Genomic DNA, 23,066 nt, shown 5'->3' with positions numbered 1-23,066 from the left:
TAACTTTTCAACTCCTCGCTGTCACGGATTGTTCCTGGCCCACAACGATCATGCGCGTGGGGCCCCTACACGCGCAGCCGTGGCAGTCCCCATTCCTTCCCGAGCAGTTCGAAGGACCGCAGCCGGTCTCCGTGTCCGTGCGTCGCGGTGGTCACGACGAGTTCGTCTGCCCCGGTGGCTCGTTGCAGAGCGTCGAGCTTTTCCGCCACCGTGACGGCGGAGCCGACGAACTGAGTGGCGACCCGGTCCGACACCAACTCCGCCTGCTCCGGGGTCAGCGGCGTGGCAGTCTTGGGATCCGGATACGCAATGGCACCGTGGCCACTACGGATGCTGTGGACCCACTGGCCGAACGACGACGCCAGGTACTGCGCGTCCGCATCCGTGTCCGCGACGACGACGTCTGCCGACACGACGACGTACGGCTCCTTCACGGTGTCCGAGGGCACGAACGCCGCACGGTAGGCCTCGACAGCGTCGAGCGTCGTACCGGGACTGACATGGTAGTTGGCGACGAAGGGCAATCCTCGTGCTCCGGCGACCTGTGCGCTCTGGCCACCGCTGCTACCGAAGAGCCAAACTTCGACCTGCGCACCGAGTCCGGGTGTGGCCGTCAGTTCCACACCACCGGACGTGGAGAATCGCCCACCGAGGAAGTCGAGGACGTCCTGCAGTTGGGTGTCGAAATCCGGGGCGACTGCATGTGGTTGCTGCAGCACCTCACCCGATGCGAGCACCCGCTCGGAGAGAACGAGCTTGCCGGAACGGAACGGCTTCGGGAACAGAATGCCGTCGACGACCCTTTCCTCGTGCTCGGGCTCCGGAACGTCCTTACCCGCCAGCGCTTCCTGCCTGCGCTGACCCGATCGTCCGATACCCAGGTCGATTCGACCGGGATACACGGCGTCGACGGTGCCGAACGATTCCACGACCGATGCAGCCGTGTGATGACCGATCTGTACGGCCGCCGACCCGACGCGAATCCTGTTTGTGGCGGCCGCGATCAACCCGACGAGCACGGCCGGGGACGAACTGGCGGCCGCGACGAAGTGATGCTCGGCGACCCAGTAGCGCTCGTACCCCCATTCCTCTGCCTGACGCGCCAGGTCGAGAGTGTTGCGCAATGCCTCGGCGGCGGTCGAACCTTCGCTGATCGGCGACAGATCCAGTACCGACAGCGGAACCCTGCTCACGACGCGCTGCCGAACGGACGCGGATTCTTCTCGCCCGCCTCGACCGCAACGGCGAGCTTGTTCTCCGCCGGCGCCACGGGGCACGTCGCGTAATCGGTGAACGAGCACGGCAGGTTCGACGCACGGTTGAAGTCCAGGATCACCTCGCCGCTGTCGGTCGGATCGGTCACGACGAGCGTCCTCGCGGCCGGGTACGTCGTCACACCCGACGTCGCATCGGTGAACATCACCCGCAGCCCACCGTCCTTGCCGCCGAAAGCTACGAACTGCTGCTTGTCTCCGCCCAGTTCGAAGTCGATGACACCGACCGCGGCGTGGTGGTGCTCCAGTCCCTCGACGACAGCACCGGTGGTGACGATCTTCGCCTCGGGATACGGCGTGAACGTGCCAGTGACACTCCACTTCTCGTCGGGATCGTAGGTCGGAATTCCGGAGAATTCCTGAAGGTGAGGTGATGCGGGGTCGTGCACTCGCAGCGCCACCGAACCGGTACGACGGATGACCTCGATGCGTCGGTCACCGTCCTCGACCAGAATGCCCGGTGCGCCCTCGACCGGTTCGAGCGTGGTGACCGACAATCCGTCGACATGAACGACATCCTCGTCGGCGCGCCAGCGGCCGGGAAGATCTCCGACGGTCTCGAATTCGTCCGTCAGCCAGTACAGCCCGGTGAGCGACACCCATCCGAGTGGGTCGCTGTAGTAACTCTCACGCTCGCTGTGCCACTGGTTCCACGATGCTTCGAACGTCTCGTTCACGGTGGCGGTCATGATGCTCGCACTCCTTCTCGCTCGGTGTCCGGATGGTTCAGCGCGGCGGAATCGGATCCGAAGAGGTGGCTGCGCAGCGTCGTACCGGAGTATTCGGTACGGAAGCTGCCGCGGTCCTGCAGAATCGGAACCACCTTGTCCACGAACTCGTCCAGCCCCGCCGGGGTGATGTGCGGGACGAGGATGAACCCGTCGCTCGCGTCGTTCTGTACGTAACTGTCGATCTCCTCGGCCACCTGTGCAGGCGTGCCGACGAACTGCTGACGCGTGGTGACCTCGATGATCAGTTCGCGGATGCTCAGACCCTTCGACTCGGCCCGCTCACGCCAGTCGCGCGCAACCTGCACCGGATCGGCGTGGCGGACCCGGCCTCGGGTGATGTTGACGTCGTCCGTCGGGTCTTCGTCGGGAAGAGGACCGTCGGGATCGTATTCCGACAGGTCACGCCCCCACACCTGCTCCAGGAACGAAATCGCTGTCTGCGGCCCGACCTGCTGGTGGCGGATGGCGTCGGCTCGCTCCTCCGCGTCCTCGGCGGTGTCGCCGAGGACGAACGTCGCGGCGGGAAGGACCTTCAGATCGTCACGCTCCCGGCCGTACTTCGCCAGCCTGCCCTTGACGTCGGAGTAGAACGCCTGCCCCGCCTCGAGCGTGCCGTGGACGGTGAAGATGGCGTCGGCCTTCGCGGCACCGAACTCGCGTCCCTCGTCGGAATCGCCCGCCTGCAGAAGCACCGGGTGACCCTGCGGGCTACGTGGCACCGTGAACGCCGCATCGATGTCGAACTGCGGTCCGGTGTGGCGGACCTGTGCGATGTGCTCGCGACGTGCGAACACCCCGTTCTCTCGATCGACGACGAGCGCGTCGGGTGACCAGCTGTCCCAGAGCTCTCGGGCCGTGTCGATGATCTCGCGAGCACGGACGTACCGATCCGCTCGGTCCAGATATCCACCGCGGCGGAAGTTCTCGCCGGTGAACGCATCCGACGAGGTCACCATGTTCCACGCCGCGCGGCCACCGGACAGGTGATCGAGCGTCGCGAACTGCTTCGCCAGCTCGAACGGCTCGTTGAACGTCGTGTTGATGGTGCCGGCCAGCCCGAGATGCGTGGTGACGGAGGCCAACGCGTTGAGCACGATCAACGTGTCGGGACGACCGACGACGTCCAGGTCGTGGATACGGCCTCGGTGCTCGCGCAGCCGCAACCCTTCGGCCAGGAAGAAGAAGTCGAACAACCCGCGCTCCGCGGTCTCCGCGAGGTGGACGAACGAGTCGAACTCGATCTGGCTCTTCGATTCCGGGTCCTGCCACACCGTCGTGTTGTTGACACCCGGGAAGTGCGCTCCCAGATGGATTTGCTTCTTGATCGCGCTCATTTCGACGCTCCCTGTGCTGCCTGACGGCGTACTGCGTATCGGTTCTCCGGTCGTGCAAGGCCGAGCCTGCTGCGCAGCAGCGGACCGGGGCGCAGACGGGGCGTTGCACCATCGTGCCAGGCCAAGCCGGGTACGACATCGGTCGTGATGGCCTCGACCGACTGGGCGAGCGCCAACGGTCGCAGGGTCACGCCGTCGACGACGCCGGATGCGGCGAGGCCGTCGAGCAACTCCTGCAGTTCCGCGGCGTTCCCCCGGAAGCTCACCGAGTCCGGCACGTACGGCGACCAGCTGTTCAGCTGATCGACGTCGGCCGCCGCGGTGTCCGAGACGTGCACTTCGAGATCGAGCACCACGTGAACCTCGGCAGGGTCACGTCCCTCGGCCACGACGGCACGACGCACCCGCGCGGCCACGACGGCTGCGTCGTCGATCGTCGGCGCGGAGATTCGCACGATGTCCGCGCGCTTGGCGGCAACGGCCGTGGACGGGTCGTCCTCGGCCCGGACGACGACGATCGGCTGCCCCTGCGGCGGGCGCGGCGTGATGGACGGGCCCTTCACCGAGAAGTAGTCGCCCTCGAAGTCGATGTAGTGCAGTTTGTCTCGGTCGATGAAGCGTCCGGTGGACGCGTCGCGAATCTCCGCGTCGTCCTCCCAGCTGTCCCACAACCGGGTGACCACCTCGGCGGCGTCGTCGGCCTCCCTCCAGAGTTCGCCCACGGTCTGCGGGCCCTTGCGCCCGAACAGCGTCACCTCGTCGGCGTCCTGCGAGACCGCGACTTCCCAGCCTGCGCGACCCGACGATGCGTAGTCGATGCTCGCGATCTGCTTCGACACGTGGAACGGCTCGGTGTGCGTGACGGTCACCGTCGGGACGAGGCCGATCGAACGGGTGCCCGCGGCAGCCCGTGCGGCGATCGCCGCCGCCTCGATCCTGCCCAGTTCGACGCCGTCACCGCTCTGAAGCGCGAAGGCGTCGGGGAGGAACGCGATGTCGATCCCTGCGCGGTCGGCCGCCTCGATGTGATCGGTCCAGTACCGCGCGGTGAACAGTTCCTCGGCGCGAGAATCCTCACGCCGCCAGGCATGCGGGTGAATTCCGGCTCCGCGCAGTTCGACGGCGATCAAGAACTTATCGGGCACCTGCGGTCTCCTTGTCGTGACTTCTCGGGCGCGAGTTGCCGGGAATGGCCGCCAGCAACTCACGGGTGTACTCACGCTGTGGCGAATCGAATATCTGTGCCGTCGGCCCGTATTCGACGATCGTCCCGGATTGCATCACCGCGACGGTGTCGCTGATCTGCCGCACGACGGCGAGGTCGTGCGAGATGAACAGGTAGCTCAGGTCCAGTCCGGTCTGCAACTCGTCGAGAAGGTCCAGAATCTGCGCCTGCACCGAGACGTCGAGTGCGGACACCGGTTCGTCCAGAACCACCAGTTCCGGCCTGAGTGCCAGCGCTCGCGCGATCGCAACGCGCTGGCGTTGCCCGCCGGACAGTTCCGCGGGTTTGCGCCGGGAGTAGTCGGCAGGCAACGCGACTCGATCCAACAGCTCCGCGGTCCGCGCCGAACGCTCGGCACTCGTCCCGACCTTGAACGCGTCGAGTGGTTCCTCGATGATCTGCTCGACGGTCAGTTTCGGGTCGAGCGAGGCGTAGGGGTTCTGATACACGATCTGAACGCGTCGGCGAAGATCACGAAGCCGCGAGCCACGCAAGCCCGTCACCTCGGTCCCGTCGAACTCGACGCGCCCGGACGTCGGCTTCTCCAACCCGATGGTGATGCGCGCCAACGTCGACTTACCGGATCCGGACTCCCCCACGAGCGACAGTGTCCGCCCACGTTCGACCGTCAACGACGCAGCCTTCACCGCATCGAGGTGCACACCGCCTTTCGAGTCGTTCCGCAGGCTCCACTCCTGCCGTCCGATTCGGAACGTCTTGGACACCTCGGTGGCCGTCAGAATCGGTGTCGTCGACGGTCTCGCCGGCCGCAGTGCCGTCCCCAGGCTGGGTGCGGCGGCCAGCAGCGACCTCGTGTACTCGTGCTTCGGGTTCGCGAGAACCTCGGAGGTAGGCCCGGTCTCGACGATGTCGCCCTTGCTCATGACGACGAGCCGGTCGGCGCGGTCGGCAGCGACCCCGAGGTCGTGAGTGATGAGCAGAACGGCCGTCCCCGTCTCGGCGATACGGGCGTCCAGGTGGTCGAGGATGCGGCGCTGCACGGTGACGTCGAGCGCGGACGTGGGCTCGTCGGCGATCACGAGCTCGGGCGTGCATGCCAGTGCGATGCCGATGAGAACGCGTTGACGCTGACCGCCCGAGAGATCCTGCGGGTACTGCTGGGCCCGCACCTCGGGGTTGTCGATCCCGGCCTCGGTGAGGATCCTGATCGCTTCGAGCTTCGCGGACCGCTTGGTGGCCAGCCCGTGCACACGGAGCACCTCGGCCACCTGCTCACCGACTCGGATGACCGGGTTGAGCGACGTCGTCGGATCCTGAGGAACCAGACCGATGTGAGCCCCGCGCAGGCGGTCCAGCACCTTCTCGGAGGCATCGTCGATCCGCTTGCCGTCGAAGCGGACTTCGCCGGACGTGATGCGACCCGCGCCGGGAAGCAGACCGATGATCGCGTGTGCCGTCGTCGATTTGCCCGATCCGGACTCACCCACCACCGCCACCACTTCGCCGCGCTCGACCGTCAGCGACACTCCTCGGACCGCGGCACCGTTGCCGTAGTCCACCTGGAGGTTCTCGACTTCCAGAATGGGGCTCATCGTGTGCCTCCCTCGATTGCGTGGCCGACGCGGTGGGCCGACAGGACGACGGCCACGATCACCAGGCCGGGCAGTGTGGTCATCCACCATGCGGTGGCCAGGAAACTCCGGCCCTCGGAGATCAACGATCCCCACTCGGGTGTCGGTGGAACAGCGCCGAATCCGAGGAAACTGAGGGCGGACACCGCCAGCACCGCCTGGCCGAATTCCACTGCGGCGAGGGCGATGACCGGTCCGTAGGAGTTGCGGAGGATGTGGCGCCCGAACACGTCGTACCACCGGACGCCGGAGGCGTAGGCGGCTTCGACGTACAGCGACTGCCGCACCCGCAGCACTTCGGAGCGCATGACGCGCGCGAAGTTCGCGACGAGGGAGACACCGACAGCGATGGCGACGTTGCGTGTACCGAACCCGAGCGCCGTGACCAGCGCCAGCGAGAGCAGAAGTGCGGGAATCGACAGCAGCACGTCGACGATGCGCATCAGGATCGCGTCGACGACGCCGCCGACGGCGCCTGCGAGCAGACCGATCAGCGATCCGGCCACGAGTGCAATCGCGACCGCGAACAACGTTGCGGTGAGCGACAACCCGGCACCGTGGACGACGCGGGTGTAGAGGTCACGTCCGATGTTGTCGGTTCCGAACCAGTGCGCCGCGCTCGGCCCTTGCAATTTGTCCGCAGGCGTTCCCTTCAGAGGGTCCCCACTGGCGAAGAGCGAGGGAAACAATGCGAAGCCGACGGCGAGAACCAGTACGACGACCGACAGCGCCAGCCAGATGTTCTTCACCAGTGACCGCACACGCGGTCTACGACGAACAGGGTTCGGCTTCGGGACGACGGGTTCAGCGGTGGCGACCGTCTCGACGCGGGTCAGGATGTCAGACATGTGCCTTCTCCTTCGCGGGAGCGGACTGCTTGTACTCGGACACGATCCGAGGGTCGATCAACGGATAGAACAGGTCGACCAGCAGGTTGACCAGAACGAACACCAGCGACGTCAGAACGACGATGCCCTGTACCACAGGAATGTCCTGCGCCAGAACGGACGTCTGAGTCAACCTGCCGACACCGGCCCTGGAGAAGACCGTCTCCACGACGACCGATCCGGCGAGCAGGTTGCCGACGAGTACACCCGCGATGGTGAAGGCCGGAATCGAGGACAGCCGCACGACGTGCTTGGTCTGTACTCGCAGACGTGACACTCCCTTGGCGCGGGCAGATTCGACGAACGGTTGCTTCCAGGTCGTGGTCATCGATGTGGCGAGAACCTGAGCGATCACGGCACCCGTCGGCAACGCGAGCGTGATCGCAGGCAGCACGAGCGACGACGCTCCCTGGTCACCGAACGCGGGGAAGATCCTGAGTTGGAACGAGAACACCTGCAGCAGAAGCAGCCCGACCCAGAAGGTCGGCACCGCGACGCCCAACGGCGGGATGGAGAACAGAAGGGTACGCAGCCACTGGACACGCGTGTAGGTGGCCAGGAAGGCAACCGATCCGCCGAAGATCAGCGACAGCACCAGCGCGGTCGTCGCCAACGCCAGGGTGCTCGGCAGTGCGTCGAGGATGGCCGTCGTGACCTTCTGACCGGTGGCGATGGAAAACCCGAAGTCACCTCGCACTGCACCGCTCAGAGAGTTCCAGTACTGCACCCACACCGGCTGATCCAGTCCGTATCGCGCCTGCAACTCGGCGATGGCCGCCGCGTCGACGGGCGTACCGGACCCCGCCGAGTCGGCGGCGATGCTGACGGGGTCCGACGGCAGAAGGAACAGCACGATGAACGAGATCGTGAACGCCGCCCAGAGAACGAGGACGGCCTGCACGACGCGCAGTGCGAGATAACGAATCATGGTTATTGTCCGCTCAGCCAGGTGTCGAAGAACTGCAGCCGGGCCGACGCCTCGAACTTCAGGTCCTGCACGTTCGGTCCGGCACCGATGGCCTGCGACAGTTCGATCGTCGGAATCCACAGTCCGTTGTCGAGAACCTGCTGCTGCGCGGTAGCGATGATCTCGTTCCTGGCAGCGGTGTCGGTGGTGGCCAACTCCTCGTCGAGCGAGGCGTCGAGGTCGGGAATCGGTCCGCGGGCGTTGAGGTTTCGCCCGTCCACGGCGAAGGACGTACGCAGGATGTCGCCGTCGGCGCGGGTGCTGTTGTAGTACGTCGAGTCGTAGTCCTTCGTCCCCTGACGCGCCGTGGCCTCGGAATTGGAAACGAGCTCGAGCTGCAGATCCACTCCGACGTCGCGAAGCTGCTGCTGCGTCAGTTCGAGGATCGCCTGATTACCGGCGAACACCGCGCTGAACATGACCTTGAACGAGAGCTTCTGGCCGTCCTTCTCGCGGATTCCGTCGGCACCGGGCACCCAGCCTGCTGCGTCGAGAATCGATTTCGCCTTCTCCGGGTCGTACGTGACGTCCGCCAACTCCGTGTAACCGGGGGTCTTGCTGGCCAGCGTGCTCGTCGCGACCTTGAAGTCGGGTCCGAGAATGGTGTCGATCAGTTCCTGACGGTTGATCGCCGGCACCAGCGCCTTACGGACCTCGGGATCCTGCAGCACCCCGCGAGTGACGTTGGGTTGGAAGCCGAACGGTGTGCCCGGGTTGGACGTCGTCAGAATCTGCCCTCCGGTGGCCTCGATCTGCGGCGCGTCCTGAGGAAGCGCGTCGGAGATGGCGTCGAGCTGGTTGGAGGACAAGCTGCCGGTACGCACACCCGACTCGGGTACGACGGTGAACTCGATCGTGTCGAGGTATGCCTCGCCCTCGTGTCCGAACACGTCCGAGCCCCAGTCGTACCCGGTGCGCTTGGCCAACGTGACCGACCTGTCCTGCTGATAATCGGCGTAGGTGAACGGCCCGCTGCCGACGTTGGAGCCGTCGCACCGTTCCTCGGCAGGCTTGGCGACGGTGGACAGCGCCTGAAGGCCCAACTGCGCCGTCGACGTCGCCTGCAGGAACTGTGCGTTCGGGCCGTCGAAGTCGACCTGCGCAGTGAGCGGGTCGACGACAGTGGTGCCCTGGTAACCCGACAGGTAGCTACCACCGAGCGGCGACTTGGCCGTGGTCAGGATGTTCACGATCGAGTCGAAATTGGCCTTCACCGCCTCCGCGTCGACCGGTGTGCCGTCGCTGAAGGTGACACCGTCCTTCAGCTTGAACGTGAACGACGACGCGTCGGGTGCCACCTCCCAGCTCTCCGCGAGCCACGGAGTGATCTCCCCCGTCTCCGGATCCTGATCCGTCAGCGAGTCGACGACTTGCCTGACGACGTAGATGGTCTGGTTGGTCCCGGACTGAGCGGGGTCCGAGCAGGTGGGAGCACCCGACAATCCGTAGCGCAGAGTGCCGCCGGCAGTGGGCTCTCCGGCATCGGCCGAGGTGGTTGCCCCGCCACCTCCGCAGGCTGTGAGCACGACACTCAGGGCAGCGACAGCGCTGACACCTGCAAAAACGGAACGTGAAGACACCGAGATACTCCGGATCTTGATAGGACGCCATCGACGCGCGAGATCGCCGCGCCGAACCAGGCGGAAAAGGGATGAAGAGCGTGCAGTCCGAGTTGAAACTCAGCGGCGACAGATCGAGCCGGTCAACCGGCACAGATCCACGTGAATACGGCCCCAGGCCGTGACGAAGCCCTCGCTGTGCTGCGTGCTGTTCATCGTTCCTCCATCGGTCCCGGCGGTAGCACCCTCACCCGCGTGTTTCACCCCGCGGGGGGTTGCTGCGACGTCATGGAGCCAGGTCTCTCGGTCGCTCTGGATGGTGTTTCGCCGACGAGTCTACGACGACGCAGGCGGGTCACGCCAATTGGGTAGGTTTCCTACCGGCAAACTAGGTGAAGTTCTTGCGCAGTACTTCCCCGAAGTGCTCGGCCTCCTCGAGGTGCGGATAGCCGGAGAAGATGAACTCCTCGATCCCGACGCCGACGTACTCGCGGATTCGCTCGGCCACCTCGTCGTGGCTCCCGACGAGGGCCGTGCCCGCTCCGCCGCGGACCAGCCCGAAACCGGCCCACAGATTGGGTCCGACCACAAGCTTCGTTCGGTCCCCACCGTGCAGATCCAGCATTCGCCGCTGCCCTTCGGATCCGATGCTGCGCAACGCTTTCTGGCGCCGCGCAACGAGTTCGTCGTCGACACCCGAGATCAGATTCTCCGCGACCTGCCACGCCTCCTCACTGGTTTCCCTCGTCACCACGTGCAGGCGAATCCCGCCGCGAATGCTCCGCCCCTTCTCCCTCGCGGCGGCCTTGACCGCGGCGAGCTTGTCCGCGACCTGCGCGGGCGGTTCTCCCCAGGTGAGAAACACGTCCGCCTCGGAGGCTGCGACGTCGATCGCCTCCGGCGAGGACCCGCCCAGGTACACCTCGGGCAGCGGAGTAGATGCGTACCCGCCGAATCCACCTGCAGGCCGGTCCACCTCGTAGAACTCACTGTGCACCGAGACTGCCTCGCCGTCGCCCACGGCTCTCGCGATCTGGAGGAACTCCTGCGCTCGACGGTACCGCGACTGCTTGTCCAGCGTGTCGCCGTATGCCCGCTGCTCGGCGTCGTCTCCACCGACGACGACATTCAACAACGCGCGTCCGGCCGACAATCGTTGGAAGGTACTCACCATCTGCGCGGACAGAACGGGCGCCACGGCACCGGGACGAAAAGCCACCAGGAACTTCAGATTCTTCGTCGCCGAAATCAGCGCCGACGTCACCAGCCACGCGTCCTCGCAATGCGCACCCGTCGGCGTCAGAACCGCGTGAAAACCCAGCCGATCGACGGTCTGCGCGACCTGCGTGAGGTAGTCGAGCGACGCCTCCCGGTGGCCGGTGTCCGCAACGACGACTCCGGTGGCCCCGATGCCGACTCCGTGCGACGCGCCACCCAGACGTTCGTCGTCACCGCCCGTCGGGAGAAACCACGAGAACTTCGGTGTCACCGAGGCCTTCTGGCTCACTTCTGTTCGTGTCGCTTCTGTTCGTGTCACTGCTGTCTCCGATCAGCTCTACGCCGGCTGTCCGCCACTGCACATACGAGAGACCCGATCAGCATCATGCCACTGACCCCGAGTCCGAGGCCTGCCGCACGCCCGAAGTCGGTGTCGTCGGCCGCGAGCACCCCCAGGTAGATGCCCGGCACCGCGGCGAGGGAAATGGTTGCCGAAAGTCGTTGGGACAGTTGCAGAAATCCGGCCGCGACACCGTTGGCCTGGGGAGGCGAGTACTCGAGCGTCATCGCGCGATTCGGTGCGTCCACGAATCCACTTGCCACGCCGGACAACACCGCGAGCACGACGAACGCCGGTACCGTCGCACCCCGGGGCAGGTATGCGATCACGCCGATGTAGCCGGCCACCACGAACAGTTCGAGCACGATCGCACCGACCACGGCACTTCGGCCGAACTTCGCTACGACCCTCCATCCGAACGCAGACGTCACCGCCATCAGAATCGAACTGCCGACCATGATCAGAGCGGCCTGCAGCGCGGGGTATCCCAGGCCCTCGATGAGGTAGAGACTCAGCACCGCCTGCAGCGCCAGCACGGCGCCGAACCAGAACATCGCAACGGCCGTCCCCAGCGTGTATCCCTTGGCGGCCAGCAGTGCAGGCAGGAGAACGGGTGTGCCGCCCCTCGACGCGAAACGCTTCTCCCAGAACCAGAAGCCCACCAGCAGTCCCACGGATCCGACCACCGACAGGGTCGAGAACACCGCGCCGAGCGAAGACACCATGGGCAGCAACAGCAGCAGCGTCGCGACACCCAGTGCGAGGAGGCCGAGCACGTCGATGCTGGCGCCGGAGCGTCTACTGGAATCCCTGCGTAGCCACAGGGAACCCGCGATCAGGGTCGCTACGGCGAACGGGACGTTGAGCAGCAACAGCAGGCGCCAGCCGACGTCTGGATCGGCAACGCCGAGAAGCGTTCCGCCGAGGATCGGACCACAGAGGCCTGCCAGGCCGCCCGCCGTGCTGTAGACACCGAGTGCCTTCGCGCGTTCGCGGCCACTGTACCGATCGGTGATGATGCCCAGAACCTGCGAGCTGACGGTGCCGGCACCTATCCCCTGTCCCAGCCGCGCTGCGACGATCATCCACGGCTCGGCCGCACCTGCCCCGATCAGGCCCATGACGGAGAACACACCGAGTCCTGCGAGGAACAACCGTCGTCGCCCGATGACGTCGCCCAGCCTGCCCGCCGGTACCAGCGCGAGACCGAACGTCAGGGAGTAACTCGCCAGAATCCATTGAACCTCGGACGTGCCCGCATCCAGTGACGACCGGATCGCGGGCACGCCGATACTCAGAACCGCGGAGTCCAGAAGGGTGGTGAACCCCGCTGCCGCGCAGACGTATACGTCCTTTCGCGAGACACCGGTTCGTTGCTGCTCGAGATCAGCCTGCAGCGCTGCTATCGGTCTCACCGGTCTTTCTCCACGTCAACGGTTCGCGAAGACCGAGATGACCACGCAACGTGGTCTCCGTGTACTCGGTCCGGTACGCACCGCGCTCCTGCAGTTCCGGAACCAACCAGTCGACGATCTCGTCGAGGCCACCGGGGACGATGTACGGCGAGATGTTGAATCCGTCCGTCGCTCCTTCGCGGACCCATTTCGTGAGCTCGTCGGCGACCTGCCCTGGCGTGCCGGCGAACCCGGAGCGCGCCGTCGTCTCGATGGCGACCTCGCGTAGCGAGAGGTTCTTGGCCTCGGCCAATGCGCGCCACTCCTTGGCGATGGCGTTGGGATCCTTGCCGTCGCGGAACGCACCCCGGGTTCCGGAGATCGGCGCCGATACCGGATCCTCGGAGGGCAACGGCCCGTCCGGGTCGCGATCGGACAGATCCTTGCCCCAGACGAGGCCGACGAGCGACAGCGCGGTCGGACCGGTGAACTGTCCCTCCCGAACCCACCGCTCCTTCTCCTCCACCTCGGACGCGTTCTCCGCCAACACGATCTGAGTACCAGGAAGAATCTTGATGTCGTCCTCCGGACGACCCGCGGCGCGAAGCCGGGCGCGGATGTCGTCGGCGAAAGTCAGTGCCTCGTCGAAATCGGTTCCGTGTCGAGAGAAGATGACGTCGGCGTTCGCAGCAGCGAAATCGCGACCGGTCGACGAGTCACCGGCTTGGAAGATGACGGGATGCCCCTGCGCGCTGCGTGGCAGAGTCGCATCGAGCTCGAGGTCGAACTGGGACGTCGTTCTCGACACCCGCTGGACGGCGTTCTTCTCGGCCCAGTACTGGCTGTCACGCGAGGTCGCGAGTGCGTTGTCCGACCAGGAATCCCAGATCGCACGGGCAGTCCGAATGAACTGTCCGGCTCGCTCGTAACGCAGTTCGTGGTCGAGAAAGCCGCCGCGCCGGAAGTTCTCACCCGTCCACGCATTGTCGGTGGTGACGGCATTCCATCCCGCCCGGCCGTCGGACAGAACATCCAGGCCGGCCAGACGACGCGCGAGATCACCCGGCTCGTTGTACGTCGTGTTCTGAGTCGCGACCAGGCCGATCCGAGACGTGATGCCGGCCAACGCGGACAATTGCGCGATCGCGTCGGGACGGCCCGCGATGTCCAGGTCGAGTATCTTGCCTTCCTGCTCGCGCAGGCGCAGGCCTTCACCGAGGAAGAACGCGTCGAACAGTCCCCGTTCCGCGGTCGTGATCATCCGACGGAACGTCTCGAAGTCGATCTGCGAACCGCTGGCCGAATCCGACCAGATGGTGGTGTGATTGACGCCTTGGAAGAAGACACCGAAGTGAACTTGGGCGTCGGGGCGGTACGGGCTCATGTCAGACCCTTTCGTAGCGGTTGGCGGGCCGAGTCAGTCCGAGGTTGGCGCGCAACGTCGATCCGGGTACGGGTCGATGTGCAACACCTGACTTCAACAGCGGCGGTAAGACGTAGCGCGCGAGGGCCGGAAGGTCCTCGTCGACAACGGTCGGAAACAGGCGAACGCCGTCGTATCGCGTTGCGATGTCGGTCAGAAGGTTCACCAATCCGGCCGCGTCACCGACGTATTCGCGCCGTCCGCTCGTCGGCGCACTCCCCTGCGAATTCAACAGCTCCGTACGTTCGGACGCCGTGACGCCGGACGCGTCGAGCGTGACGTCCAGTTCGAGGAACGTGAGCCCGTCGCCGCGGTGTGTGCTCTCGTTCGACTCGAGCACGACGTCGACCTGATCCCGGTCGTCTTCGGTACCGAAGACGACCAACTGCCCCTGCGGCGGCCTCGGCACGATCGCCGGGCCCTTCACCGAGAAGCTCTCGCCCTCGAAGTCCACGTAGTGCAGCTTGTCTCGGTCCAGGAAGCGCCCGGTCGCGACGTCACGCACAACGGCATCGTCCTCCCACGAATCCCACAACTGCCGTACGACGGTGATGGTGTCCGCCTGTTCGCGGTCCAGGTCCACCGCAGACTCGACGAGGGGACGGCCCCACGCCCGCGCCGCAGCAGCGTCGTCGACCCGCACCGGAATCCATCCGCCGCGGCCACGGGACGCGTAGTCCAGCGTGGCGAGCTGCGAGGCGGTGTGGAACGGCTCTGCGTAGGTGGTCCCGACGACGGGAACCAACCCGATCGTCGACGTGGTCGCAGCAACGAACGACGCGCGGTTGACGGCGTCGACCCGGGCGCTCACGTCCCCGGTGGGAGCCACGATGGAGTCGTCGAACGTCGCGAACGTGAATCCTGCGTTCTCCGCGGCAGCGACGCGGCGGCCGAGCACTCGACCGGACAGGGATTCGCTCGGTACGTGCGCCGCCCGGCGCCATGCCGCTGGATGCGTTCCCTCCCCGTCCAGCTCGATACCGAGGGCGAAAATGCTCATACCAGAACCTCTTTCGGAGAACTGTCGGAAACCAGCGGCCGACGGGGGTCCGGCGGTGAGTGATCGGGCTCATCAGCAGAAACTTCATTCTGCGCCCTCACAGCTCAAGGACTTCTCGAACGGATGAACGCCGACTTCCGCCGAGGGCAGCGACCGATCGTAGAGCGCTGTGTACCCGGTGGACAGGTACAGCGCAACAGCCTCGGGCTGATTCCATCCGGTGGTCAGGTAGACACGGCGGTAGCCCCGCTCGGACGCGATGCGCTCGAGTTCGGCAACGACGAGCTTGCCGTAACCCCTCTTACGATGCGAGGCCGACGTCCAGATGCGTTTCAATTCCGCAGTGGTGGCGTCGTACTGACGAAAAGCTCCCCCGGCCACCGGAACACCTTCGGCGATCGCCACCACCAGTGCACCGCCCGGTGGCTCGAACTCGTCGGCCGGATACGACGTCAACTCGCTGTACATCTGCCCCGGCGTGGTGTCGTACCGGCTCGAATACTCGAGTGCCAGCTCCTCGATCAGCGGCGCCGCCAGCGGATCGGTCTGGTGGACGGCAACGAACTGCAGTGCTGTGGTTCCCAGCGAGGTTGTCATGTTTCTCCTCCATCGGTCCTGGCGGGAGCACCCGCACGCACACGGCGTGATGGTTGCTGCGACGTCGTCGAGCCAAGGTCTCTCGGTCGCTCTGGATGGTCTGGATGGTGTTTTCAGTTGTACGAACCGGGACCGGTGCTGTTCCATTCCCGATTGCTAGGAAATCTGTCGAGCTCCCAGCCGGAACAAGGGTGTCTCGGACGTCCCACCGTCGACCAGGTCCGCGACGAGCTCGCCGATCGCAGGCGCGAATTTGAAGCCGTGTCCGGAGAATCCACCGGCGACGGTCAGGTTCCCGACACGGTCGACGACGAAATTGGAGTCGGGGGTTGTGGTGTACAGACAGGTCAGAGGGTCGGCTGATGCGGCGTCGACGCCGGGCAGCCAGGTGCGGGCATACGTCTGCAGTCGATCGACACCGTCATCGCGAGCGACGAAATCCCGCGTATCGGGATCGACGATCGGTCCGGTTCCGTGTTCGCCGATCTTGACGCCCTCCTCGCCCTGCAGACCGTAGATCCCCTCACCGTCGAGTTCGGCGCCGGGGTGGTGGATGAAGCTCGGCCAGTCGGCTTCCACGGACGGTAGGAAGTGTGCGGGTTGTTCCTGGGTGGTGACCAATTCAGGCAGGGTGACGTGCGAGGAGACGACCTTCGACGTCCAGGCACCTGCGGCGACCACGATGTGGTCGGCCACGTAGGTGTGCGCGTCGGTGGACACCTCGTTCGCGGAGATGCTGCGCACCGGACTTCCGTACTCGACCCTCGCCCCGAGAGCGTCGGCCGCAGCGATGAACGCGGTGACACTACGGTCTGCATGCAACCGCCCGGCGTCCGGGTGGTACAGCACGGTTGTGTCGAATTTCAGCCCTGCCCAACGCTTCTGTGCCTCACGCGGTTCGAGGACCTCGCTCGCCAGCCCGGCCTTCGCGAGCGCCTCGACGCGCGGAGTCACGATGACGGGTGCACCGTGATCGACGGCGCCCGTGAGCGTCAGTAGTTCTGTAGCGGTGTCGTTTTCGAGCGTTCGCCACAGTGTGTACGCACGCGCGGCGAGGTCGACGTAGTAGTCGTCGGCGTAGGCATGACGGAAGATGCGGGAAGTTCCGTGTGACGCGCCGTTACGATGGCCCGGCGCGAATTGTTCCAGCAGGGTGACACTGTGTCCACGCCGTGCGAGCACCCAGGCGGACGCCGCACCGATCACTCCGCCACCGACGACTACTACGTTCATGTAGCGATTATCCAGCCTTGCGCGGCAGACCCGGCGGGTTGACGACCGATTCGGTGACTGCCTCGTCCTTCAGGCCCCACCGGTCGATGACCTTCTGGTAATCACCGGTCTCGATCGCATGGTCGATCGCCTCCTGCACGGCCTCGATGAGCCCGTTGTCCTTCTTCGTCGTCACGGCGATCTCACCCTGCAAAGCGTCGCCTGCTCCCGAGAACGTGCCGATGATCTTGCTCCCGCCACTGGTGGCAGCGTGGTAGACAGCGCTCGGGTTCGGGCCGAGGTAGCCGTCGATCCGGCCCGACGCGAGCGCCAGGTAGTAGTCGGACGTCGTCTGGTAGTAGGCGATCTCGGCCGGAGCCAGTCCGGCGGCGACGTTCTGAGCGTTCCAGTCGACGAGCAGCTGTTCCTGATTGGTTCCGGAACTGACACCGATCTTCTTGCCCGCGATGTCTTCTTTCGAGGCGACCGTCCAGTCCGTGTCCTTCTGCGTCTCGAACGCGAGGTTGTCCAGACGGTACGTCGCGAAGTCGTACTTGTCCTTGCGCTCCTCGGTGACCGTGACGTTCGAGATGAAGACATCGTTCTCGCCCGAGTCGATCTTGACGAAGTTCTGCGCCCAGTCGGCGACGGTGATCTCGGGCTTCAATCCCAGGATGTCGGCAATGAGGATGCCGAAGTCGACCTCGGATCCGACGACGGTGGTGTCGTCGGTGGCGTAGAAGCGCAGCGGCGGGGCAGTTCCGGATGTTCCGGCGACGGTCAGCACGCCGCTGTCACGGATCGCCTGCGGAACCTTGGCTGCGATGTCGTCCACCTTGTCGGCGTGGACTCGGCCTTCCTGCTCCGGCGAGAGATCGAAGGTCTGACCTGTCTCGGTCACCACCTCGGATTCCGCCGCCGGCTCGCTGCATGCGGTGAGGGTCACGGCCGCAGCAGAGAGTGCAGACGCGAGGACAAGAAGTCCCCGGTTGAATCTGGGCATGGTTGTTCCTTGTGTTGTGTGGGTGTGGAGGTCTAGAGAACGTGCGCGAGAAAAGCTTTGGTGCGCGGTTCCTGTGGATTGTCGAGCAGTTCGGAAGGAGTGCCTCGTTCGACGACCTGCCCGGCATCCATGAAGACGACGGTGTCGGCGATTTCCTTGGCGAATCCGACCTCGTGGGTCACGATAACCAGGGTCGCGCCTTCACGGGCCAGTCCTCGGATGACTTCGAGTACCTCTCCGACCAGCTCGGGGTCGAGGGCCGACGTCGGTTCGTCGAACAGAATCACTTTGGGACGCAGAGCAAGTGCGCGTGCGATCGCCACACGCTGCTGCTGCCCGCCCGACAGGCGTCGTGGATAGTCGTGTGCCTTGTCCTTCAACCCGACGCGCTCGAGAAGCGCGAGCGCCTCGGGTTCCACGTCGGCACGCTTGCGCTTCTGCGCGGACACCGGAGCTTCGAGCACGTTTTCGAGAACGGTCAGGTGCGGAAACAGATTGAAGTTCTGGAACACGAAACCGATCTGCGAGCGCTGCCTCAGGATGTCCTTGTTGCTGAGCTCGTGCAGTTTGTTGCCCCGACGACGGTATCCGACGAGGTCGCCGTCGACACGGACCGTTCCCTGATCGACCTTCTCGAGGTGGTTGAGGCTGCGTAACAGCGTCGACTTGCCCGATCCGGACGGACCGATGATCACCGTCACCTCACCGGGCCGGACGACGAGGTCGACACCCTTGAGGACCTCGAGTGGTCCGTAGGACTTGTGCACGCCCCGGACCTCGACGGCGTACTTGCTGTTCTCGGTGGGCGTGGTGGCGTCGAGCGTCGTCATCGCGTAGCTCCTCCGCGCGGCGGTGCGGTGATCTCGGCAACCCGCTTGCGAATCTTCTGGATCGGCGTCAGGGGAATGGTCCGCACCGCGCCTTTGGCGTAGTGCCGTTCGACGTAGAACTGGACGACGGACAGAACCGAGGTCAAGATGATGTACCAGACCGTCGCGACCATGAGCAGCGGAACGACGCGGCCGTTACGGCCGTAGATGACCTGCACCTGGTAGAACAGCTCGGCGATCGCCATGACGGACACGATCGAGGTCCCCTTGAAGAGGCTGATCACCTCGTTGGCGGCATTCGGCAGGATGCCCCGCATCGCCTGTCGCAGAACGATCTTGAAGAACTCGCGCCGCTTCGGGATACCCAGCGCAGCAGCGGCTTCGAGTTGACCCTGGTCCACCGAGATGATGCCGGCACGGACGATCTCGGCCGAGTACGCAGCCTGATGAAGAGCAAGACCGATGATCGCGGCCGTCGATCCACTGATGACGTTGTTGACGTTGAACTCGAAGAACGCAGGACCGAAGGGAATTCCGAGCGTCAATGTCTGATACAGGTACGCGATGTTGAACCAGAACAGAAGCTGCACGATCAGCGGGATGGACCTGAACGCCCAGATGTAGAACCACGAAATGACCTGCAGAACAGGGTTGTTGGACAACCGAGCGACAGCAAGACCGATACCGATCGCGAACCCGATCAGCGTGCCCCAGAACGTCAGCTGGATCGTCAACCACAGCGCGGACATGACCGACGCCGCCGTGAAGTACTGAGCGAACGTCGTCCAATCCCAGCCCGGGTTGGTGGCCAGACCGTGGACGAACTGCGCCACGAGTACGAGAACCACCACGCTGACGATCCAGCGCCACGGGTGCCATTTCTTGGCGACGATCAGATCTTCGTCGTCGACGGTCGGTTCTGCGGCGGCGGGCCGCGCGTCCAATTGAGTCACCGGATCCACCGGGTGTGAGCATGCATGATCGAAGCCTTTGCCGAGGTGAGTAGAGCGAGGGGTGGTGCGATGCGGGTAGCGCGCTAGCTACAGCAGTACGTCGCGATACGGCACAGGTCGACGTGCAGACGACGCCACTCGGTCCGGTACAGCGGTGCGCTGTTCATGTGTCCTCCATCGGTCCTGGCGGTAGCACCCACACCTACCGTGAGGCAGGGGGTTGCTGCGACGTCGTAGAGCCAAGGTCTCTCGGTCGCTCTGGATGGTGACAGGAATGTATTCGCTCGATAGTGCAACCGTCAAGTCAGCGCAACCGATTTGTGCAGCGGCGCTTGACGTTAGGGTTCGAATCACCCTGATTTCAAACCTTGCTTCCAGGAAGACGGATTGTTCGGAGTGCATTGCAATCGAACACATGTTCGAGTACATTCGAAGCCATGGGGAAGCCGGGGGGCATCGAAGAGCGGGTACGGAGCGAGGCCGACGCGGCTGCTGTGCATATCCTCGACGGCCTTGCGGAGTCACGCAGGGCAGAAAACCGAGCTTCGGCCGAACTGATCCACGGCCTGTACGCACTCGGAGAGTTCAGGCTGGCCACCGAGGCGGACATCCACAGCCAGGGCGGCGAAGCGGACGTGACACTCGCGCAGCGAGCCGTCGAATGCGAGGCCTCGGTGGCTCTTGCACTGTCGCGCACAGCGACTCGCGAGAGACTGATCGTGGGCAGGGAATTGGAGGAGCGACTCCCGGCCATCCTCGACGCATTCAGAGCGGGCGACCTCGACTATCAGCGGGTTCGCACCGTCGCGCTCGTGCTGTCGAAAGCGAGCGACAACACTGTCCGCGGGATCGAAGCAGACGTTCTGGCCTCCGCACTTCGGTGCAGTATCCGTCGATTGCGCGAGCGCATCTGGGCGCACTGGTTCGATTACAACGAGGCGGAAGCACTGGCGGCACGCAAGGCAGCAGAATCGGAAGAACGATGCGCGTCGATCAAACACGGCGCCGACGGAATGGCCACTCTGTTCGCAAAGATGACCGCGCTCGAAGGCGTGGAATGCAATTCGGTTCTCGACGAGATCGCAGGCACGGTCTGCGCGCACGACCCGCGTTCCACGAGACAGCTGCGCGGACATGCTCTGGTTGCCCTGATCCACCGCGAGGAGGCCATCGCGTGCCTGTGCGGCAGGGAGGATTGCCCTGTCCGCGGATCGGGCGACCTCGGTCGGAGGCGTCGCCCTCACCTCCTGCAGATACTGATCAGCGCGGAAACACTGCTCGGTTTGGCCAGCGAACCCGCGACCCTCGGTGACGGCACCGTACTGGACCCCGACACGGCACGCCTCATCGCAGGCGACGCCCGCTGGCAGATACTTCTCACCGAATTCCTCGACGCCGCCAAGGCACAGAAAGCTGCTGCCGACGACAGTTCAGGTGACACGACACCCGAACCCGAGCCCGACGCCATTACCGGATCGCCAGGTGAGCCGAGAGCCTTCCGCATCATTGCACGGGGCCGAACCCGTTCAGCCGCCACACTTCCCGAACCGAATCAGGCGAGGACCGGCCGTAACGGCGCCGGACGAGATGTTCGTCTGTCGGCTGCCATCGACGCATTCCTGGCCGCTGTCGACGAAAACCCCTCGCTTGCCTCCGGGATACACCCGGACGGTCACGGAGGGTTCAGCGAACCCCCTGCCGGTGCACTGACGTACCGGCCGTCGGCCGAGCTGGCCGCGCTGACGCGTGCAACCCATTGCACCTGTACGTTCCCTGGGTGCAGTGTGCCCGCCGCGCAGTGCGAGATCGACCATGTCGTTCCGTTCGATCACACCGACCCGCTGGCCGGTGGGTGGACCGTTGCGTCGAATCTGCAGCCGCTGTGCGCGTTTCACCATCAAGCCAAAACCATGAAGCTCTGGGCTGCCGCGAAACTGGACGGCGACAGTGTGTTCTGGACATCGCGCTCCGGTCTGCGAAGAATTACACCGTCCTCCTTCGGCACGGTGATGGTCCCGGGCCACGGTGTCCCCGCGCGCAAGAACAAACGCACACGCACGCCCCGACCGACCGCCCCCACCGGCGATCCGCCCGACGAGCTGTATGCACCCACGTGGTGGGAAACGTACATCGGTGAGTACAGCGAATACGGCGACGTGGCCGACACCGATCGGGCTGCCTACGTGCCGTCGCTCGGTGACATCGCGCGACTGACAGACCCCACGGCACGTGCCGACGCGATTTTCCTCCGAGAACGATTCCTCGAACATCGCGCAGTCGTGACCGCGCGTGAACGCTACCGGCCGCCGCCGTTCTGACGAACAGGCGGCACGACCGAATTCAACGCTGCGAGCGCAACCGAGGTGAACGCTCGCACCCCGACGTCGATGGCGACGTCGGGGTCGGGCGCGTACCAGGGGCTGTGACCGTTCGGCACCGGAACCCTGCTCGCCACTTCTTCCGCCAGACCGGTGCCGAAGTACCAATAGACAGACGGGACACCGAAACTGGTGCCGTATTCGCCGAAGTCCTCCGAACCGGTGACCGGGTCGACCACGGTGAAGTCGTGCTCGCCGAACTCGGTTTCGAGCGCCGATCGAACGGTCTCGAATGCGGCGACGTCGTTGACGTTCAGCGGGAAGTGCACCGTGTGCTCGAATTCGGGTTCTGCCTGGAGGCCGCTGGCCTGGGCTTCGGCAACGACGATTCGACGCACGGATCGCTCGATCAGAGACCGCACCTCCTCGGTGAACGACCGAGCGTTGACGGTGAACGTCAATTCGTCGGGAAGGATGTTGCTGACGGTGCCCGCATGAATTGTGCCCACCGATACCACCGCAGTCTCGTTCGGCGGAACCTCCCTGGACACGATGGTCTGCAAACGCAGGATCATCGACGCCGCCAGCACGACGAGATCGACGGTCTTGTGCGGACCGGCCGCATGCCCACCGTCGCCGCGCAGAGTTATCTGCCAGGTATCGGCAGCGGCTTGCAACACCGCGGGCCGTGACCCGACGGTGCCCGGAGCAAGTGCGCCGCTGGCATGCTGCCCGAGCACGATGTGCGGGGTCGGATGATCGTCGAAGATTCCCGACGCCAACTGCGCGCGTGCCCCCGATCCGACCTCCTCCGCAGGCTGGAAGATCGCGACGACGGTGCCCGACCACCGGTCCCGTACCGCCAGGAGCCTGTCGATCGTGCCGATCAGCGACGTGATGTGAACATCGTGGCCACAGGCATGCATCGCACCGGTAGTGCTCGCGTACGGAACGCCCGTCTGCTCCGCGATGGGCAGCGCATCTATGTCCGCGCGAAGGCCGACCACCGGCCCCGGCCCGTTCTCCAGCGTCGCGACGAGACCGGTCACGGTGTCCGACGTGGACACGTGAAGTCCGCGGCCGCGTAACTCGTCGGCGATCACGGCCGTAGTCCGTCTCTCCTGGAACGCCACCTCCGGCCAACGGTGGAAATCCTCGTACAGTTCGCGCAGTCGAGATGGCCGCACCGCCGCCAACGTCGTCATCCAG

The 23,066-nt window shown here is 65.1% G+C and carries 20 protein-coding genes and 2 riboswitches; of the genes, 1 reads left to right on the top strand and 19 read right to left on the bottom strand.

Annotated elements, in window-relative coordinates; all coding sequences use genetic code 11:
* Nucleotides 1-65: 65 nt before the first annotated feature.
* From CH293_RS14955 to CH293_RS14875, 18 genes are all read right to left on the bottom strand, one after another.
* A complete protein-coding gene (locus CH293_RS14955) occupies nucleotides 66-1,193 on the bottom strand; it encodes an LLM class flavin-dependent oxidoreductase (RefSeq protein ID WP_037107633.1) in 1,128 nt (375 codons plus the stop codon).
* Nucleotides 1,190-1,963, bottom strand: a complete 774-nt coding sequence (locus tag CH293_RS14950; protein WP_037163927.1) for a DUF1684 domain-containing protein — start codon at nucleotides 1,961-1,963, stop codon at nucleotides 1,190-1,192. The genes CH293_RS14955 and CH293_RS14950 overlap by 4 nt, the downstream gene beginning before the upstream one ends.
* Complete coding sequence (locus CH293_RS14945; RefSeq protein WP_019663217.1) at nucleotides 1,960-3,339, bottom strand: NtaA/DmoA family FMN-dependent monooxygenase; 1,380 nt, start codon at nucleotides 3,337-3,339, stop codon at nucleotides 1,960-1,962. The genes CH293_RS14950 and CH293_RS14945 overlap by 4 nt, the downstream gene beginning before the upstream one ends.
* Nucleotides 3,336-4,484: an LLM class flavin-dependent oxidoreductase gene (locus CH293_RS14940; protein ID WP_094720658.1), complete on the bottom strand. Its 1,149-nt coding sequence runs from the start codon at nucleotides 4,482-4,484 to the stop codon at nucleotides 3,336-3,338. The genes CH293_RS14945 and CH293_RS14940 overlap by 4 nt, the downstream gene beginning before the upstream one ends.
* Nucleotides 4,474-6,117, bottom strand: a complete 1,644-nt coding sequence (locus CH293_RS14935; protein WP_094720657.1) for an ABC transporter ATP-binding protein — start codon at nucleotides 6,115-6,117, stop codon at nucleotides 4,474-4,476. The genes CH293_RS14940 and CH293_RS14935 overlap by 11 nt, the downstream gene beginning before the upstream one ends.
* Nucleotides 6,114-7,004, bottom strand: coding sequence for an ABC transporter permease (locus CH293_RS14930; protein ID WP_033190175.1), 891 nt, complete (start codon nucleotides 7,002-7,004; stop codon nucleotides 6,114-6,116). The genes CH293_RS14935 and CH293_RS14930 overlap by 4 nt, the downstream gene beginning before the upstream one ends.
* A complete protein-coding gene (locus CH293_RS14925) occupies nucleotides 6,997-7,971 on the bottom strand; it encodes an ABC transporter permease (protein WP_037112284.1) in 975 nt (324 codons plus the stop codon). Before CH293_RS14925 ends, CH293_RS14930 begins: the two co-directional genes overlap by 8 nt.
* 2 nt (nucleotides 7,972-7,973) lie before the next feature.
* The gene (locus tag CH293_RS14920) at nucleotides 7,974-9,590 is read right to left on the bottom strand and encodes an ABC transporter substrate-binding protein (RefSeq protein WP_037163930.1); all 1,617 of its coding nucleotides are present in this window, start codon (nucleotides 9,588-9,590) and stop codon (nucleotides 7,974-7,976) included.
* Nucleotides 9,591-9,689: 99 nt separating this feature from the next.
* A complete protein-coding gene (locus tag CH293_RS28790) occupies nucleotides 9,690-9,785 on the bottom strand; it encodes a putative leader peptide (protein WP_342585481.1) in 96 nt (31 codons plus the stop codon).
* A 4-nt stretch (nucleotides 9,786-9,789) separates the two neighbouring features.
* Nucleotides 9,790-9,892, bottom strand: a riboswitch (SAM riboswitch).
* A gap of 65 nt (nucleotides 9,893-9,957) precedes the next feature.
* Nucleotides 9,958-11,058, bottom strand: coding sequence for an LLM class flavin-dependent oxidoreductase (locus tag CH293_RS14915; protein WP_217900764.1), 1,101 nt, complete (start codon nucleotides 11,056-11,058; stop codon nucleotides 9,958-9,960).
* A gap of 44 nt (nucleotides 11,059-11,102) precedes the next feature.
* Nucleotides 11,103-12,542 carry an MFS transporter gene (locus tag CH293_RS14910; RefSeq protein WP_094720656.1) on the bottom strand — a complete coding sequence of 480 codons (1,440 nt, stop codon included), beginning with the start codon at nucleotides 12,540-12,542 and terminating at the stop codon, nucleotides 11,103-11,105.
* Nucleotides 12,514-13,905 (bottom strand): NtaA/DmoA family FMN-dependent monooxygenase, encoded by a 1,392-nt coding sequence (locus CH293_RS14905; RefSeq protein ID WP_019663208.1) that lies wholly within the window; start codon nucleotides 13,903-13,905, stop codon nucleotides 12,514-12,516. The genes CH293_RS14910 and CH293_RS14905 overlap by 29 nt, the downstream gene beginning before the upstream one ends.
* 1 nt (nucleotide 13,906) lies before the next feature.
* On the bottom strand, nucleotides 13,907-14,944 hold the full coding sequence (locus tag CH293_RS14900; protein WP_037163937.1) for an LLM class flavin-dependent oxidoreductase: 1,038 nt from the start codon (nucleotides 14,942-14,944) through the stop codon (nucleotides 13,907-13,909).
* A gap of 84 nt (nucleotides 14,945-15,028) precedes the next feature.
* The gene (locus CH293_RS14895; protein ID WP_033190170.1) at nucleotides 15,029-15,541 is read right to left on the bottom strand and encodes a GNAT family N-acetyltransferase; all 513 of its coding nucleotides are present in this window, start codon (nucleotides 15,539-15,541) and stop codon (nucleotides 15,029-15,031) included.
* A gap of 156 nt (nucleotides 15,542-15,697) precedes the next feature.
* The gene (locus CH293_RS14890) at nucleotides 15,698-16,774 is read right to left on the bottom strand and encodes an FAD-dependent oxidoreductase (protein ID WP_094720655.1); all 1,077 of its coding nucleotides are present in this window, start codon (nucleotides 16,772-16,774) and stop codon (nucleotides 15,698-15,700) included.
* A 7-nt stretch (nucleotides 16,775-16,781) separates the two neighbouring features.
* Nucleotides 16,782-17,756, bottom strand: coding sequence for an ABC transporter substrate-binding protein (locus CH293_RS14885; RefSeq protein ID WP_094720654.1), 975 nt, complete (start codon nucleotides 17,754-17,756; stop codon nucleotides 16,782-16,784).
* Nucleotides 17,757-17,788: 32 nt separating this feature from the next.
* Nucleotides 17,789-18,586 carry an amino acid ABC transporter ATP-binding protein gene (locus tag CH293_RS14880; protein ID WP_037163946.1) on the bottom strand — a complete coding sequence of 266 codons (798 nt, stop codon included), beginning with the start codon at nucleotides 18,584-18,586 and terminating at the stop codon, nucleotides 17,789-17,791.
* Nucleotides 18,583-19,548, bottom strand: coding sequence for an amino acid ABC transporter permease (locus CH293_RS14875; RefSeq protein ID WP_094720653.1), 966 nt, complete (start codon nucleotides 19,546-19,548; stop codon nucleotides 18,583-18,585). The genes CH293_RS14880 and CH293_RS14875 overlap by 4 nt, the downstream gene beginning before the upstream one ends.
* 162 nt (nucleotides 19,549-19,710) lie before the next feature.
* Nucleotides 19,711-19,808: riboswitch (SAM riboswitch) on the bottom strand.
* Between the two features lie 168 nt (nucleotides 19,809-19,976).
* Between CH293_RS14875 and CH293_RS14870 the strand changes: the two genes are divergently transcribed.
* Entirely contained in the window at nucleotides 19,977-21,857 is a 1,881-nt protein-coding gene (locus tag CH293_RS14870; protein WP_094720652.1) for an HNH endonuclease signature motif containing protein, read from the top strand.
* On the opposite strand, the gene CH293_RS14865 is transcribed toward CH293_RS14870, so the two are convergent.
* Nucleotides 21,836-23,062: an amidohydrolase gene (locus CH293_RS14865; RefSeq protein ID WP_094720651.1), complete on the bottom strand. Its 1,227-nt coding sequence runs from the start codon at nucleotides 23,060-23,062 to the stop codon at nucleotides 21,836-21,838. The genes CH293_RS14870 and CH293_RS14865 overlap by 22 nt on opposite strands.
* Between the last annotated feature and the right edge of the window lie 4 nt (nucleotides 23,063-23,066).

Source organism: Rhodococcus sp. 14-2470-1b (genome assembly GCF_002259415.1).
GTDB lineage: Bacteria > Actinomycetota > Actinomycetes > Mycobacteriales > Mycobacteriaceae > Rhodococcoides.
The sequence above is the reverse complement of the archived record's forward strand: the minus strand, read 5'-3'. Positions and strand labels throughout refer to the sequence as shown.

Excerpts from the sequence above, each read along its gene's own strand:
- CH293_RS14950 (WP_037163927.1), bottom strand. The coding sequence starts at position 1,963 with ATGACCGCCACCGTGAACGAGACGTTCGAAGCATCGTGGAACCAGTGG.
- CH293_RS14945 (WP_019663217.1), bottom strand. The coding sequence starts at position 3,339 with ATGAGCGCGATCAAGAAGCAAATCCATCTGGGAGCGCACTTCCCGGGT.
- CH293_RS14935 (WP_094720657.1), bottom strand. The coding sequence starts at position 6,117 with ATGAGCCCCATTCTGGAAGTCGAGAACCTCCAGGTGGACTACGGCAAC.
- CH293_RS14930 (WP_033190175.1), bottom strand. The coding sequence starts at position 7,004 with ATGTCTGACATCCTGACCCGCGTCGAGACGGTCGCCACCGCTGAACCC.
- CH293_RS14925 (WP_037112284.1), bottom strand. The coding sequence starts at position 7,971 with ATGATTCGTTATCTCGCACTGCGCGTCGTGCAGGCCGTCCTCGTTCTC.
- CH293_RS28790 (WP_342585481.1), bottom strand. The coding sequence starts at position 9,785 with ATGAACAGCACGCAGCACAGCGAGGGCTTCGTCACGGCCTGGGGCCGT.
- CH293_RS14905 (WP_019663208.1), bottom strand. The coding sequence starts at position 13,905 with ATGAGCCCGTACCGCCCCGACGCCCAAGTTCACTTCGGTGTCTTCTTC.
- CH293_RS14900 (WP_037163937.1), bottom strand. The coding sequence starts at position 14,944 with ATGAGCATTTTCGCCCTCGGTATCGAGCTGGACGGGGAGGGAACGCAT.
- CH293_RS14895 (WP_033190170.1), bottom strand. The coding sequence starts at position 15,541 with ATGACAACCTCGCTGGGAACCACAGCACTGCAGTTCGTTGCCGTCCAC.
- CH293_RS14890 (WP_094720655.1), bottom strand. The coding sequence starts at position 16,774 with ATGAACGTAGTAGTCGTCGGTGGCGGAGTGATCGGTGCGGCGTCCGCC.
- CH293_RS14885 (WP_094720654.1), bottom strand. The coding sequence starts at position 17,756 with ATGCCCAGATTCAACCGGGGACTTCTTGTCCTCGCGTCTGCACTCTCT.
- CH293_RS14880 (WP_037163946.1), bottom strand. The coding sequence starts at position 18,586 with ATGACGACGCTCGACGCCACCACGCCCACCGAGAACAGCAAGTACGCC.
- CH293_RS14870 (WP_094720652.1), top strand. The coding sequence starts at position 19,977 with ATGGGGAAGCCGGGGGGCATCGAAGAGCGGGTACGGAGCGAGGCCGAC.
- CH293_RS14865 (WP_094720651.1), bottom strand. The coding sequence starts at position 23,062 with ATGACGACGTTGGCGGCGGTGCGGCCATCTCGACTGCGCGAACTGTAC.